The 13,817-nt window shown below is 72.0% G+C and carries 11 protein-coding genes; 8 read left to right on the top strand and 3 right to left on the bottom strand.

Annotation, left to right across the window (positions count from 1 at the left end; translation table 11 throughout):
- Positions 1-24: 24 nt before the first annotated feature.
- The 8 genes from MZC64_RS42985 (at position 25) to MZC64_RS42950 (ending at position 10,495) form a co-directional block, all read left to right on the top strand.
- Positions 25-1,464 carry an aldehyde dehydrogenase family protein gene (locus MZC64_RS42985; RefSeq protein ID WP_247765371.1) on the top strand — a complete coding sequence of 480 codons (1,440 nt, stop codon included), beginning with the start codon at positions 25-27 and terminating at the stop codon, positions 1,462-1,464.
- A 69-nt stretch (positions 1,465-1,533) separates the two neighbouring features.
- Positions 1,534-2,898 carry a KamA family radical SAM protein gene (locus tag MZC64_RS42980; RefSeq protein ID WP_247765372.1) on the top strand — a complete coding sequence of 455 codons (1,365 nt, stop codon included), beginning with the start codon at positions 1,534-1,536 and terminating at the stop codon, positions 2,896-2,898.
- Between the two features lie 36 nt (positions 2,899-2,934).
- Positions 2,935-4,515, top strand: coding sequence for an AMP-binding protein (locus MZC64_RS42975; RefSeq protein ID WP_247765373.1), 1,581 nt, complete (start codon positions 2,935-2,937; stop codon positions 4,513-4,515).
- Positions 4,512-5,186, top strand: a complete 675-nt coding sequence (locus tag MZC64_RS42970; protein ID WP_247765374.1) for a PIG-L deacetylase family protein — start codon at positions 4,512-4,514, stop codon at positions 5,184-5,186. Before MZC64_RS42975 ends, MZC64_RS42970 begins: the two co-directional genes overlap by 4 nt.
- Positions 5,179-6,411 carry a hypothetical protein gene (locus MZC64_RS42965; RefSeq protein ID WP_247765375.1) on the top strand — a complete coding sequence of 411 codons (1,233 nt, stop codon included), beginning with the start codon at positions 5,179-5,181 and terminating at the stop codon, positions 6,409-6,411. The genes MZC64_RS42970 and MZC64_RS42965 overlap by 8 nt, the downstream gene beginning before the upstream one ends.
- Before the next feature lie 15 nt (positions 6,412-6,426).
- Positions 6,427-7,455 (top strand): glycosyltransferase family A protein, encoded by a 1,029-nt coding sequence (locus MZC64_RS42960; protein ID WP_247765376.1) that lies wholly within the window; start codon positions 6,427-6,429, stop codon positions 7,453-7,455.
- Entirely contained in the window at positions 7,452-8,552 is a 1,101-nt protein-coding gene (locus MZC64_RS42955) for a nucleoside 2-deoxyribosyltransferase domain-containing protein (protein WP_247765377.1), read from the top strand. The genes MZC64_RS42960 and MZC64_RS42955 overlap by 4 nt, the downstream gene beginning before the upstream one ends.
- Positions 8,553-8,695: 143 nt before the next feature.
- Positions 8,696-10,495, top strand: coding sequence for a glycoside hydrolase family 76 protein (locus tag MZC64_RS42950; protein ID WP_247765378.1), 1,800 nt, complete (start codon positions 8,696-8,698; stop codon positions 10,493-10,495).
- On the opposite strand, the gene fahA is transcribed toward MZC64_RS42950, so the two are convergent.
- From fahA to MZC64_RS42935, 3 genes are read right to left on the bottom strand one after another with little or no spacing between them, the layout of a single operon-like run.
- Positions 10,476-11,717 carry a fumarylacetoacetase gene (gene fahA / locus MZC64_RS42945; RefSeq protein WP_247765379.1) on the bottom strand — a complete coding sequence of 414 codons (1,242 nt, stop codon included), beginning with the start codon at positions 11,715-11,717 and terminating at the stop codon, positions 10,476-10,478. The two genes, MZC64_RS42950 and fahA, sit on opposite strands and share 20 nt — an antisense overlap.
- A gap of 10 nt (positions 11,718-11,727) precedes the next feature.
- Positions 11,728-12,576, bottom strand: a complete 849-nt coding sequence (locus MZC64_RS42940) for a hypothetical protein (RefSeq protein WP_247765380.1) — start codon at positions 12,574-12,576, stop codon at positions 11,728-11,730.
- A complete protein-coding gene (locus MZC64_RS42935; RefSeq protein WP_247765381.1) occupies positions 12,573-13,784 on the bottom strand; it encodes a homogentisate 1,2-dioxygenase in 1,212 nt (403 codons plus the stop codon). The genes MZC64_RS42940 and MZC64_RS42935 overlap by 4 nt, the downstream gene beginning before the upstream one ends.
- Between the last annotated feature and the right edge of the window lie 33 nt (positions 13,785-13,817).

The following is a 13,817-nucleotide window of genomic DNA, read 5'->3' as shown; positions in this document are numbered from 1 at the left end:
CCCCGTAAGCATAAGGAGTCGCCCATGTCCGATCTCCCCACCGGGCAGCAACTGCTCGGCGGCAGACTCGTCAGCTCCTCGCGGGTGACGACCTCGATCAGCCCGGCCGACGGCAGTGTGCTCGGCAGCTACGCCGACGCTGATCAGGCCCAGGCCCGCGAGGCCGTCGCGGTGGCCCGCGCTGCCTTCCAGGAGACCACCTGGTCCCGTGACCGGCGGCTGCGGCACCGGGTGCTCACCGACATCGCCGACGCGATCGAGCGGCGCACCGACGAGTTCGTCCGCCTGCTGGCCAGGGAGAACGGCAAGATCCTCGGCGAGGCCGGGTTCGAACTCAGCCTGACCGCGCCCAAACTGCGCTACTACGCGGCGCTGGCGCTCAGCGAGGGCGGGCGGGCCGCCGAGGTCGCGCCGGGACTGCACATCCGCACCGTGCCGGAGCCGATCGGGGTGGCGGGCGTGATCGTGCCGTGGAACTCGCCGGTCGTGCTGTCCGTGCGCTCCTTCGCCCCGGCGCTGGCGGCCGGCTGCACCGTGGTGATGAAACTGCCCGGCCGGACCGGGCTGGTCAACGGTCTGCTGCACCAGGTGCTGGCCGATATCGACAGTCTGCCCGCCGGCGTGCTCAACTCGCTCACCGAGTCCGGCGACGCGGTCGCCCGGTTCCTGGTGTCCTCGCCGGAGGTCGACGCGCTCAGCTACACCGGCAGCACCACGGTCGGACGGGCCATCATGGCCGGCGCTGCGGGCACCCTCAAGCGGCTGTCGCTGGAACTCGGCGGCAAGACCCCGATGATCGTCTTCGACGACGCCGACCTGGACGCGGTGGTGCCGGTGCTGACCAAGGCGGTGACCACCTTCAGCGGGCAGTTCTGCATGACCGGGAGCCGGGTGCTGGCCCAGCGGGGCATCGCCGACGAGCTGCGGGCCCGGCTGTCCAGTTCGCTGGAAGCGGTGAAGGTCGGCCCTGGCGATGACGAGACCAGCGAGATGGGGCCGATGACCGACACCGCGAGCGCGCGCCGGGTCGACGATCTGGTCGCCGCGGCGGCCGGCCACGCGACCGTGCTCGTACGCGGCGGGCTGCCCCAGGACGCCGGGCACAGCGCCTACTTCCGGCCGTCGCTGATCGAGGTCGCCGACACCGACTCTCCCTTGGTACAGCAGGAGATCTTCGGGCCGGTGGCCACCTTCGAGGTCTTCGACACCGAGGCGGAGGCCGTCCGGCGGGCCAACGCCACCGAGTACGGACTGGCCGCCTCGGTCTGGTCACGCGATGTCGACCGGCCGTTGCGAGTCGGCCGCGAACTGCGCGCGGGCACCGTGTGGACCAACAGCTGGGCCATTGTCGCGGACCAGTTCGAGGAGGGCGGCTTCGGGCAGAGCGGCCTGGGCAGGCTCAACGGTCTCCGCGGGCTGAGCCAGTTCCAGGAGGACAAGACCTACGTCCAGCAGCTGGGCTGACCCGCCGGAGATCGCCAGGACCGTCCGCGCGCATTCTCCTTTCTCCCAACCAAAGGACCCCTGGAACTCATGGAAACAGGTCTTGCCGGGTCGGCTGCTGCCGCGAGCGGGCAGGAGGAGCCCTACCGGTATCGCCGCCGGGAACTCCGCGAGCCCGACTGGCGGCGCTTCCCCGGCTGGCGCGAGGTGACGCCCGCACAGTGGCGCGCGGCCCGGTGGCAACGCGCGCACAGCGTGCGGAACGCGCGTCAGCTGCGCGCGCTGGTCGGTGACGCCCTGCCCGACGGCTTCTACCGCGACTGGGCCGACGACCGGAAACACCGCGGCACCTGGGACACCCCGCTCTCGCCCCAGCAGCTCAACACCGTGGCCCCCGAGGTCGAACCGGGCGCCGCGGGCTGGCTCACCGACGCGTTCTACGCCGACCCGGTCCGCCGGTACATCCTGCCGGTGCGCAGCGATCGCCTGCGGCAGTGGCCCTCCCATCCCTTGGCCAGCCGCGACCCCCTGCACGAGCAGGACCAGCGGGTGGTCGAGGGCCTGACCCACCGCTTCGCGGCCAAGGTTCTGGTGGAACTGCTCTCCACCTGCTCCCGGCACAACGGGCACTGCACGCGGACGGACCCGATGGGCACCTGCACCGCGCACGAGCACATCCTGGCGTACCTGCGCGCGCACCGGCGCATCCGCGACGTCGTAGTCGCCGGCAGCGACCTGGCCGACGTGCCGTGGCCGCGGCTGTCCAGGTTCCTGACCCGGCTGCTGGAGATCGAGCACATCCGCGACATCGGACTGGCCAGCCGGGCGGTGATCAGCCTGCCGCAACAGTGGGGCGCACCCGCGGTGCTGGCGGATCTGGCCAGGATCGCCGGCCTGGCCCGGCGGCGCGGGGTGCGGCTGGCCATGCACACCCGCGCGAACGCCGCGCAGCAGATCACGCCGATGGTCGCCGAGACCACCCGGGGGCTGCTGGCGGCCGGGCTGCGGGATGTGCGCAACCAGGGCGTGTTGTTGCGCGGGATCAACGACAGCCGGGCCGGGCTGCTGGAGCTGTGCTTCACGCTGTGCGATCACGCGATGGTCCAGCCCAGCCAGTTCTACCTCTGTGACCTGATTCCCGGCGTCGAGCACTGGCGCGTGCCGGTCAGCCGCGCGCAGGAGTTGCAGCGGCAGATTCTGGGTTACCTGCCCCGATTCGCCACCCCGCAGATCGTGTGCGACGTGCCGTTGCTGGGCAAGCGCGGCGTCGAGCGGTACGAGGACTACGACCGCGAGCGGGGCATCACCCGCTGGACCAGGACCCACCGCACGCCGCTGCAGCGGGACGAGGGCGCCGAGGACCGCGGCCACCGGTACTACGACCCGATCGACTCGTTACCGGAGTCGGGCAGGCAGTGGTGGCTCGACCATCACCCCCGTCCGACTTCCGCCTGACCAGTACCCGGCCCCGAGAAAGACCGTAGGCCCGCCATGCCCGCTGCACCCGCACCACCCGTGCCCGCCGACCTGCTCGGGCTGTGGGCCGACGCGGTCCGCGACCACCCGCGCTCCCCCGCCCTGCGCCACGACAGCGGCACCATCACCTATGCACGCGCCGAGGAGATCACCGACGCCTGGGCGGCCGAACTGGCCCACCGCGGCGCCCGGCCGGGAAGCTTTGTGGCACTGGAGGTCTGCTCGGCGGCCGACCTCGTGCTGGGCCTGCTGGCCGTGCTCAAGTGCGGGGCGGCCTGCACCGTGCTGGACCCCGCGCTCCCGCCAGCGGACCGGGCAGACCTGCTCGCGGTGCTCGGCTACGACGTGCTGCTGGCCGGACCCGCGGTCATCCAGGGCGTGCGGCTGGACCTGGGTGTCCTGGCGGATGCGCCCTTCGCCTGGCGGCACCGGCTCACCAGCGGCGACCAGATCGCCTACGCGCACTTCACTTCCGGCCGCACCGGCACGGCGATCGCCCGGCGCTCGCTGGCGTTGTTCGCGGGCGGGGTGGCGGGACGGCTCGGGCTGGGCCCGGCCGACCGGTGGCTCCAGTTGGGCTCCCCTGCCGCCGACGTGGTCCTGGAGGAGGTGCTGCCGGTGCTCGCCGCGGGTGGTTCGGTGGTGTGCCGCAAGGACTTCACCGCACTGGACGTGCCAGAGCTGCACCACCTCATCGAGCACACCGGCGCCACGGTGGCAGAGCTGTCCACCCGGTCCTGGCTGGCGTACGCCCGCTGGCTGCGCAGGCACGAGCTGCGCACCGCGCCGCGGCTGCGCGCGGTTCTCGTCCGCGGCGAGCGCCTGGACCCCGGCGCCTACCGCGACTGGCAGCACCGGGGTCTGGCCGCAGTGCACCACGTGTACGGGATGGCCGAGACCACCGTCACCAACACCGTCCACAGTGGACAGTTGACCGGCTCGGCAACCGAAGTGCCACTGGGCACACCCCTGCCCGGGGTGGAGCTGAGCATCCGCGACGGCGAGGTGTGGCTCAGCGGTGAGTTCGTCGGACTGGGCCACCTCGGCGATCCCCCGAACCCGGACCGGTTCCACCTGGAGAACGGCGTGCGCCGCTACCGCACCGGCACGCTGGGCCACCTCGACGACAACGGGGACCTGGTGTGCACCGGCCAGGTGGACGAACAGCTGACAGTACTGGGACACCAGGTAGCCCCCGAGGCGCTGGCCCGGCTGCTGGAACGGCATCCACTGGTGGCACAGGCCGTGCTGGGACCGGATGCCAGCGGCACCCGCCTGCTCGCCTTCCTGGTGCCCGCCAACGGCGAGACCGGCAGGGTGGCCAAGGCGCGGATCCGGGAACTGCACGCGTTGCTCGACGGTGTGCTGCCACCGGCCCTGCTGCCCCGCACCTGCCTCCGGGTGCCGAAGCTGCCAGGAAACCCCGCAAACGTCGAGTTGGCCAAAGTCGTACGCATAGTTGGCCTAACTGGGCGTACCACTTGGGCCAACTCGACGGCGGGCCTCAGCATGCGCACTGGTGACCACGTGCACGTTCCCGATCCGCCCGAGGGCGTCGCGCCGGCCGGACGCCAGCTCGGGGTGGTGGGCGGGTGAAGGTCATCGATGTGCTGGTGCTCTCGCCGCACCCTGACGACGACGTGATCGGCTGCGGTGGGTCCATCGCCAAGCACGTCCGGGCCGGCGCCAGGGTGACCGTGGTCATCCCCGCCGGGCGGGAGCGCAGCATGCTGGCGGAGAGCTATCCCGGCGAGACCTTCGAGGCCGAGACAGACGCGGCGAACAACATGCTCGGCGTGCACCGCTGCGTCAAGCTCACCGCGCCTTTCGGGGATCTGCCACCGGATCGGGGCTTCCTCACCGAGCTGGTCAAGATCATGCGGGAGGTTCGCCCACAGGTGGTGTACCTGCCGCACGCGGATGACGACGACCTGGAGCACCAGGCCGTGCACCAGGCGGGGCTCACCGCGCTGCGCACGGCGCAGTCGCAGTTCGTCCACCGGCACGGCCTCGCCATGCCCGCGCCGAAGCTGGTGCTGGGTTACGAGGTGTGGGCGCCGCTGTCCCGGTTCCAGTACGTCGAGGACATCGGCGCGCAGCTGGAGACGAAGGTGGCCGCGATGCGCTGCTACCAGTCCCAGCTCAACCACCGCTCCTGGGACGAGGGGGTCCGCGGTCTGGCCGCCTACCGGGGCCTGATCACCTCCGGCGGCGGATACGCCGAGGTGTTCCAGGTGCTGAGCCCGGCGGGTGGGCGGCGTGACTGAGCGGCTGGTGGTGTGCGGTGTCGGCGCGGGCATGTCCCGGTCGCTGCCCGAACTGCACGCGCCCGACGTCCAGCTGGTCGTGGTCTCCGACCGGCACGACGAGTGGACCGAGCGGGCGCGGGCCGTGCCGGTGCACGCCGACCCCACCGACCTGGACGCGGTGCTGGCCGCCCTGGACGCGGCCGGGATGACCACGGCGGCCGGGGTGTTCTCCCTGGGCTGCGACAACCTCCCGGTGATCTCGGGCCTGGCCGGGCACTTCGGTTGTCCCGGCCTGCCGGTGCCGGTGGCGCTGGACTGCACGATGCGGCACCGGCGGATCGAGTTGCTGCGGCGGGCCGGACTGGACACCCCGCGCTTCGCGGTGGTCGCCGGTCCGGCCGCGGTCCGCCGTGCCGTCGCCGAACTGGGCCTGCCGCTGGTGGTCAAGCCCGCCGACCGCGGCGGATCGGTCGGCGTCGCCAAGGCCACCACCGAGGCGGCGGCGCTGGAACTCGCCGCCCGCGCGAAACGGTTGTCCCCCAGCGGGTTGGTGCTGGTGGAGGAATTCCTCACCGGCACCGGGTGCAAGCTGGCGGCCTTCTGCGCCGACGGACGGCTGCATCCCTTCGGCTTCGTCGATCGGGATTACCCGGAGCAGGAACGGTTTTTCCCGCACTGCCACGAATCGGGCCAGAGCTACCCCAGTTCGCTGCCACGCGAGCTGGTGGCCAAGGCGATGGCGGTGACCCGGACGGCCGCGCTGGCGCTGCGCCTGGACCCGGCGGTGATCGACGCCGACCTCCTGGTCACCGCGGACGGGCGGGTGGTCCTGCTGGAGATCACCGGCCGGATCGCCGGATCGCGGATCGCGACCGAGGTGATGCGGCTGGCCACCGGCGTTGACCCGCTGCCCAACCTGGTCCGGCTGGCCCTGGGTCAGCCGCTGGCCCTCGACGAGCTGCGTCCGGTCTGGCACGAGCCGGTGGTGCAGCGCTTCCGGCCACCCACCCCCGGGGTGGTCGAGTGGACGGGCGAGTTGTCCGCCCACCCGACGGACGCCCGCGTGCAGGACCTGTTCTGGGGCATGGATCTGCTGCCCGGTCAGGACCTGCACGCCTACCTCGGCGGCGCGGAGGTGCTCGCCGGGGTGATCGCCACCGGCGCCGACCGCGCCGAAGCGGAACGCGTCGCGGCGGCCGCGCTGGCCGACCTCCCGTTGCGGATCCGCCGCACCGCCAGTTGATCACCGAGGACGGACATGGTCACCGAACAGGACATCCGGCGCGGGCTCGCCGACACCAGCGTCATCATCCCGCTGGGCGCGGATCCGCGGATCGCGGCCTGCATCGACTCCATCGACGAGGAGGTGGAGATCGTGCTGGCGCTGCACCACCCCAGCGAGCAGCTCAAGGAATGGATCAGGAACCACCCGCGTCCGCTGACCGTCACCGAGGTCGACGATCCCGGCAACCTGGGTGCGGCCTGCAACGCGGGCGCCGAGGTGGCTTCGGGCCGCTACCACCTGCTGATGGACCGCGGCGGCACGTTCGCCCCGGGCGCGGTGCGCCTGCTGGTCACCGCCGCGCTGACGCACCCGGTGGTCACCGGGTGGGTGGTCTACGGCGAGGCATCGAACACGCTGGGCAAGCTGGTCGCGCGGGTGCGCGAGTACGACGTAGGCGACTACATCAACGCGCTGTCGCCGCCGCTGATCTGCCACCGCGACATCGTGCCGCACATCGGCGGCTACCTCTACGATCCGCTGCTCCGTCGGCGCGCGGGCCGGGAGTTCGACTTCCGGTTGCAGCTGGCCGGGATTCCCGTGCATCGCGTCCCGGCGGCGCGCGTCTGCCGCGAGGCGCGGGCCGGGCTGCCGGCCCTGCGCGGCTACTACCGGCAGGGCATCGGTGAGGGCATCGCGCAGGAGACCGGTGTGGTCAGCACGCCCGCGATCCCGTTGCTGTGGCGCGGTTACGAGGCCGCGCGCACGCTCGTGGACTGCGCGCGGATCAAGGGTCCGGGCGCGGCGGCCTGGTACGCACTGTGCCAGCTCGCCTTCCACGCGGGCACCCTCGCGCACCTGATCTCCGACCCGTACGGGGCCCGCGAGCACTACCCGAGGACCGCGGCCAGGGTGCGGGTGCTCAGCGCGATCCCCTCGCGTTACACCACACTCACCGAGTCCCAGCGGGAGGCACTGCGCCGCTCGCATCGCCGTCAGGGCCGGGTGATCGACCCGGTCGGGGACCTGTCCGTGTTCACCCGCGCCGCGGGCACCCCCGCATGACGCCGCCGGTGCGCGTGGTCCACCTCGGTCAGCAGCCGCCCGAGAGCTACGTGGCCGCCGTCTACCTCGGCGGTCCGGCGCAGCCGTCCTGGCGTGCGCAGGCGGTGGAACTGTTGCGGCGCTGGTGGAACGGCGCCGGGGAGCTGGTGGTGTTCTCCCCCGAGCCGGAGCGCGGTTCCCACTGCGTGCCCAGTGCCGAACAGGCGGTGTGGGAGGAGCAGGCGATGCGGCGCGCGGACGTGCTCCTCCTGCACATCCCGCCTGGGATTCCCGATCTGGTCGCCAACCTCAAGTGGGGCGCGTGGTGCGCCTCGGGCCGGGCGGTGCTCAGCTGCCCGCCGGAAGCCGACGGCCTGCCGCACTTCGCCGAGCAGCACGGCGTGCCGGTCGGCCACTTCCTGGAGGAGGCGGTCTGGTCCGCGCTGGGTATGCTCGCCGGCGGTGCCCGGCGCTCCGGTGGCGCGCGGTCAGTGCCGCTGCTGATCTGGCGCACACCACAGTTCCAGCGCTGGCTGCGCCGCCTCGCCGACGGCGAGCAACTCCTGGACGCGCGGGTGGACTGGGTGCGGCACGCGCCCGCCGACGCGCACCGGTGCTGGTCGATCCGGGTGCTGACCAGGGTTCCCGGCGCGCAGGCTGCCTGGCGGCGGCTGAGCAGCGATCGGCCGGACGAGTGGGCGCTGGTCGCGCACGGCGAGGTCGACGGCGAACCGGTGGTGCTGCTGACCGGCGACCACCCGGCCTTGCCCGGCGGGCCGCTGCCCGGTGACGGCGCGCCGCCGGTCGCCGCGGCACTGGCCGAACTGGGCCTGTGCTGCGGGCCGGAGCGGGTGGTGTGGCACGCCCCCGCGCCCGCGGATGTCACCTCGGCGCACGTGGTGCTGCCCCGGTCGGTGCAGCTGTCCGCGGCCGAGCTGGTCACCCTGCCGCGGGCCGCCCTGGTGGTTCCGGTGGCGACGCTGACCGCGTACCGCGGTGTCGCGTGGAGCACCTTCGGCGTAGTGGCCGGGGTGCTCAGCTCGGCCGGTTCCGGACTCGGCGACGTCCGCCCGGCCGGTCGCCAAGATCGGAGACCGGCACAGCCCGCGGCGCCATGACGCTGCTCGAACGGGCGCCGGAGGCCGGTCAGCCGGCGCGGACAGCCTCGCCCGAGCCGTCCGCGGCGCGGCATTGCGTGTGCTGGCAACGGATTGACTTCCACCCACGGGGGGCGATCATCGGGGTTATGCGGTGGCGACGAATGTCCTTGGCCCTGGCGGCGGCGATGTTCCTCAGCCTGGTGCCGCCGGTCGCCACGGCCGCGGCGGAGCCGGTCTGCGTGACCTCCTGCGACGGCCTCGATCCCAGCCGCGCGCAACGCGAGACCTTCCCGGTGCCGGAGCGGCGGATCAACGGCAGGCGGCTCGTATTGCACGTCTCCGACCCGGATGGCATGGCGTGGGCCAGCATCGACGACGGCGACACCGGGGACAGGGTGTGGCTGGACCGCTCCTGGGACGGTGGGCAGAGCTGGGACGGCCTGCTGGGCCTGGCCTCGATCCCGGCGACCTGGACCGGCACCCGCACCCTGATGTTCAACCGGGCCGACCCGGTGCGGCACCGCCGTGGCCTGCTGCGCGCCTGCGGTGACGCGGGCGGCGTGGCCTGCACAGACTGGCTGTACCCGGTGGTGTGCGCCGAGCACTGCGACGGGCGTGCGCCGGAACTCGCGGTCGAACCGGTGATTCCGGTGCCCGGCAGCGGAATCCGGGGTCGCACGGTCGCCCTGCACACCGACCGCAACGGGTTGGCCTTCGCCGCCATCACCGCGGGCCGTGCGGGCGATGAGGTGTGGCTGGACCGCTCCTGGGACGAAGGCCGCGGCTGGCCGGACGGCAGTTCCTTGGGGCGCAAGGCAATTCCTGCCGGTCAGACCGCGACCCGCAGCACGATGATCAACGCGAGCGACCCGTCGGCACGGCTGTTCGGCGGCGCGGTGCGCGCCTGCGGCCGGGCCGTCGAGGGTCAGGAAGGCACCTGCACCGCGTGGGCCCGCCCGCCGCGCGGCCGCGTCGACGCCGCCGCCGACGCGCTGCTCTGGTGGTATGACCCGGCCGGCGCCTGGTGGCCGCACAGCTGGTGGAACAGTGCGGTCAGCACCCACGCGATGATCGACTCCGGCCTGCACCCCGGCCTGGCCGACCGCGTGTTCGAGACCAACAAGGGCACCTTCCCAGCCGGGCAACGCGGCAGTGATCCCATCGAGGGCAACTTCATCAGCCGCTCCATCGACGACAGCGCCTGGTGGGGCCTGGCCTGGCTGGCCGCCCACCGGCGCACCGGCGAGCGCAAGTACCTGGACTCCGCCCTCGGCATCGCCCAGTACGTGCACGGCTTCTGGGACACCGGCACCTGCGGCGGCGGTGTGTGGTGGGACCGCGAACGAACCTACAAGAACGCCGTCACCACCGGCCTGTACCTGCGGCTGGCCGCCGAACTGCACCGCGGGCTGCCCGGCGACACCCTGTGGCTGGCACGCGCCCGCACCGGCTGGGACTGGTTCGAGCGCAGCGGGATGATCAACCCCGACGGGCTGGTCAACGACGGATTAAGCAACTGCCGCAACAACAATCAGACTGTGTGGTCCTACAACCAGGGCCTGGCCATCGGCGTGCCCACCCTGCTCTGGCGGATCACCGGCGAATCCCGCTACCTCGCCGCCGCGACCCGGCTGGCCACCGCGGCCACCACCCGCCCCGAACTGACCCGCGACGGCCTGCTCACCGAGTCCTGCGACCAGCCCGGCCGCACCTGCGATGACAACCAGCGCCAGTTCAAGGGCATCTTCCTGCGCTACTTCGCCGAATACACCCAGGCCGCCACCACCGGCCGGGACTACCTGACCCGCCAGGCGAACGCGATCTGGACCCGTGGCCGCGACCCACTCAACCGGCTGAGCCAGCGGTGGGCGGGCGACGCCGAGGAGCGCAACTGGCGCAGTCACGCGAGCGCCTTCGCCGCACTGGTGGCCGCGGGCGGGGTCACAAGCCCTGGGACGTAACGGCTTCGGGCCCGGCGGGCTGGATGATCCCGGTCACCTCGCCGAAGCCGATCCGGCCGCCGTCCGCCGCCGGCGCGGTGGCCCGGATCGTCACCCGGTCGCCGTCGGCGAGGAAGGTGCGGGCGGAGCCGTCGGCGAAGGTCACCGGCTCGGTCCCGTTCCAGGACAGCTCGATGAACGAGCCGACCTGATCGCGGCCAGGCCCGGGCACGGTGCCGGAGGCGAAGAAGTCGCCGGTGCGCAGCGATGCGCCGTTGGCGGTCAGGTGCGCCAGCTGCTGCGCCGCGCTCCAGTACATCTGACCAAACGGCGGCCGGGAGACCACCACGCCGTTCCACTCCACCTCCAGCCGGAGATCGAGTCCCCACGGTTCGTCCACACGCAGGTACGGCAACGGTTCCGGGTCTTGCACGGGTCCGGACACCCTTGCCGCGGCCAGCGCTTCCAGCGGCACGACCCAGGCCGAGACCGTGGCGGCGAAGGACTTGCCGAGGAACGGCCCCAACGGCACGTACTCCCACGCCTGGATGTCCCGCGCGGACCAGTCGTTGACCACCACCACGCCGAAAACATGTTCTGCGAACTGGGAAATCGGCATCGGCGCGCCCGGCTCGGTGGGCACCCCGACCACAAAGCCGATCTCCGCCTCGATGTCCAGCCGGGCCGAGGGACCGTAGACAGGCGGGGTCTCGGCGTTGGGCCTGCGCTGGCCACGGGGGCGGGTGATCGGGGTGCCGGACACGACGACCGTGCCCGCGCGGCCGTGATAGCCGATCGGCAGGTGCTTCCAGTTCGGGGTCAGCGGATCGCTGCCAGGGCGGAACAGCTTGCCGAGGTTGGCCGCGTGGTGTTCGGAGGCGTAGAAGTCCACGTAGTCGGCCACCTCGAACGGCAGATGCAGCCGCACCCCGGCCAGCGGCAGCAGGTGTGGCAGAACCTGGTCCCGGTGGACCGGATCGGTGAGCTTGCCGGTGAGCCAGGCCCTGGTGGACCGCCACACCGCTGGCCCGAGCGCCATGAACGCGTTGAGATGCTTGGTGGACAGCGCCTCGGCGGCGTCCAGCGCGTCGGCCGCGGCGAGCGCGGCCAGGTCGAGGACGTGATCGCCAATGCGCACCCCGACCCGGCGCGGGCCGTCGCCCACGGAGAACACACCGTACGGGAGGTTGTGCACCGAGTAGGGCGAGTCCGCCGCGATCGGCAGCCAGGTGTTGCGGAACAAGGGATCTCCTTCAGCGGGACGGGTTGGTGAGCAGGCCGAGCCGGCACAGGTCGGTGATCGGATCGGTGATGCCGCACGTGCCGTAGGAGACGAAGGCGTCCCGGACCAGGGACCGGTCCGGCTCGCCGAGTGCGCGGACCGAGCTGGTCACCGCAGGCGGGTGCCGCTCGGCCAGCAGTCGTTCGATCTCCTCGCTGGTGGCGCCGTTGATTCCGGCGTGCACGGCGGTGATCACGTTGAGGAAGCCGTGGTGCTCGAACCCGGTTTCCGGCGCGGTGTGGCGGAGTGCATGGTGCAGACCGGCGGTGAGTTTGAAGGGCACGCCGCGGGACAGGCAGGCCAGCACGAACTCGGCGACCACCCGCTCCGTGGGAAACGCACTCGCCTCCAGCCCGCCGGTCCGGAGTTTGGCCCGATGGCCACCAGCCGCGACTCTGTCCACTATGGACTTAAACTCGGCCGTGACCGGCACCTGAAGGTAGCCGGTGACCGCGGGCGGCAGCAGCTCGGTCAGCGTCGCCTCGACCCGCCCTGCCGCGGTCACCGCTTCGGCAGCGGGGAGCGCGACCTCGACCGCGCGCAACACGATCCGGGGCTCGGCCAGGACCTCGGCCACCGCGGTGGCGAGGTCCGCACTCGGGGCGACCAGGCTTAGCGGCAGTGGTTCGTCGCGGTCACCGAGCAGGGAACGCAGTTCCGGCAGCCGCTCCGCGCCGCACAGGAACGGGCCGACGTACTCGCCGTACCAGGCCGCCGTGTGCCCGCCGTGCCCGCGGACCGCCTCGGCCATCGGGGTGTTGCCGGGCGGGAAGATCGCGGCGTTGTCGAACAGGCCGTCGAACAAGGTGCCGGTGGTCACTCGGCACCGCCGTCCCGACGGGCGTTCCAGGACCACGCGTAGGCCGGATCCTCGCAGTCGAGGGCGCCCTCACCCAGTCCGAGCGGGCGGAAGGTGTCGACCATGACCGCCAGCTCGTCGAAGAACTCCGCGCCCAGACTCGCCTCCGGCGTACCGGGCCCCGGTCCGTGCGCGTGCCCGCCGGGGTGCAACGAGATCGAACCCTGGCCGATCCCCGAACCCTTGCGCGCCTCGTAGTCGCCGCCGCAGTAGAACATCACCTCATCGGAGTCCACATTGGAGTGGTAGTAGGGCACCGGAACGGCCAGCGGGTGGTAGTCCACCTTGCGTGGCACGAAGTTGCACACCACGAAGTTGTGGCCCTCGAACACCTGGTGCACCGGCGGCGGCTGGTGCACCCGCCCGGTGATCGGCTCGAAGTCGGCGATGTTGAAGGCGTACGGGTAGAGGCAGCCGTCCCAGCCCACCACGTCGAAAGGATGGGTCGGGTAGGTCAGCACCGTGCCCACGATGCCGCCGGGCACGCTGCCGCGGTGCTTGAGGTAGACCTTGACGTGCTCGCCGGTCCGCGTCAGCGGTTCCGCCGGGGCGCGCAGGTCGCGCTCGCAGTAGGGCGCGTGTTCGAGTAACTGGCCGAACCTCGACAGGTACCGCTTGGGCGGCACGATGTGACTGTTCGCCTCGATGCAGTACGCGCGCACGGGTGTGTCGCCGGTCGGCAGCCACCGGTGCGTGGTGGCCGTGGGCACGATGACGTAGTCGCCCGGTCCGACCGCCAGCGAGCCGAACACCGATTCCATGATCGCGGTGCCGAACTCGATGTACACGCACTCGTCGCCCAGCCCGTTGCGGTACAACGGAGAATCCGCCTCGGCGACCACGTAGGAGAGGCGCACGTCGCTGTTGCCAAGCAGCAGCCTGCGTCCGTTGACCAGGTCCACGTTGCACGCGGCGGGATCGGCGAACAGCGAGTGCGACTGGAGGTGCCGCGGCCGCAACGGATGATTGTCCACAGTGGACAGATCGGGCAGCGACCAGGTGCTGGCGTCGACGATCGCGGACGGGATTTCCTTGTGGTACAGCAGCGAGGAGTCCGAGGAGAAGCCCTCCTCCCCCACCAGTTCCTCGTGGTAGAGCCGCCCGTCCGGGGCGCGGAACTGGGTGTGGCGCTTGGGTGGCACCTCGCCGACAGTGCGGTAGTGCGGCACGGTTGCTCCTTCCAGTCAGAACCGATCGAGGAG

Origin of the sequence: Crossiella sp. S99.2 (assembly GCF_023094165.1) — a bacterium.
Lineage (GTDB): Bacteria > Actinomycetota > Actinomycetes > Mycobacteriales > Pseudonocardiaceae > Crossiella.
The sequence above is the reverse complement of the archived record's forward strand: the minus strand, read 5'-3'. Positions and strand labels throughout refer to the sequence as shown.